General features: G+C 49.3%; 1 protein-coding gene and 1 pseudogene. One reads left to right on the top strand and one right to left on the bottom strand.

Annotated elements, in window-relative coordinates; translation table 11 throughout:
* Positions 1-576 (bottom strand): response regulator transcription factor (locus tag ACFRAK_RS28635; RefSeq protein ID WP_394573137.1); only part of this gene is annotated, 576 nt, incomplete at its 3' end.
* A 140-nt stretch (positions 577-716) separates the two neighbouring features.
* Between ACFRAK_RS28635 and ACFRAK_RS28640 the strand changes: the two are divergent.
* A pseudogene (locus ACFRAK_RS28640) lies at positions 717-909 on the top strand (DUF418 domain-containing protein); the annotation flags it as partial.

Genomic DNA, 909 nt, shown 5'->3' on the forward strand with positions numbered 1-909 from the left:
ACCCCATACCGCTTCATACAACTGTGATTTGGAAAAAACGACACCCGGATGCTTACAGAAATAAAGCAGCAACTGAAAGACCTGCGCCGGACACGGCACGGGCTCTCCGAGCACCGTAAGCTCCCCGGCGGACTCGTCGACCTTGAAGCGGCCGAAATCCCATGCGCGCCGCGAGGCTGACTGCGCAGATGCACTTTCGGTCCCAATGCCGCCACGGCGCAGTCGTGCTTTGATCCTTGCGGCAATCTCCAGCGGATTAAACGGCTTGGTGACGTAGTCGTCACCGCCCATCGCAAAGCCCGTCAGAACATCCAGATCCGACGCTTTGGCGGTCAGAAACAGAATGTGCGGATTTCCATAGGAACGGATGGACGGACACAGATCAAATCCCGTACCGTCCGGCAGCATCACATCCAGCAATACGATATCTGCGCCGTGAGCAGCAATTTCCCTTAGAGCCTCCTTGCAGTTTGAGGCCATATATATGCGGTTAAAGCCTTCCTTGCGCAGTACCATCTGCAGCATTTTTACAATGGAAGGTTCGTCATCAACAATTAATATTCGTGTATGATCCATTTATCCTCACCCGACTTTTATGCTAGCACAGCAACCTTAACAGGAGTTAAACAAATGCTGGAAGTGTTAAGAAAAAGTTAGGTTTCCGTTTCCAAGGCGTTTATGGTGAACTTCTATATTAGATGTTAGAGGTGATATAGATGAATTCAAATAAACGATCCACCGTTGTTGATGCCATTCGGGGGCTTAGCTTGCTTGGTATTCTGATGGCTAATCTGCTGATTTTTCAGTATGGTATGTTAGGCAAAGACGAAATGCATTATTTTCAGCCCACTACACTCGACCGGATCAGCCACGACATGCTGAAGGTATTCGTGGAAGGAAGCTTCATGC

The sequence above is a fragment of the Peribacillus sp. NPDC056705 genome (genome assembly GCF_043656335.1).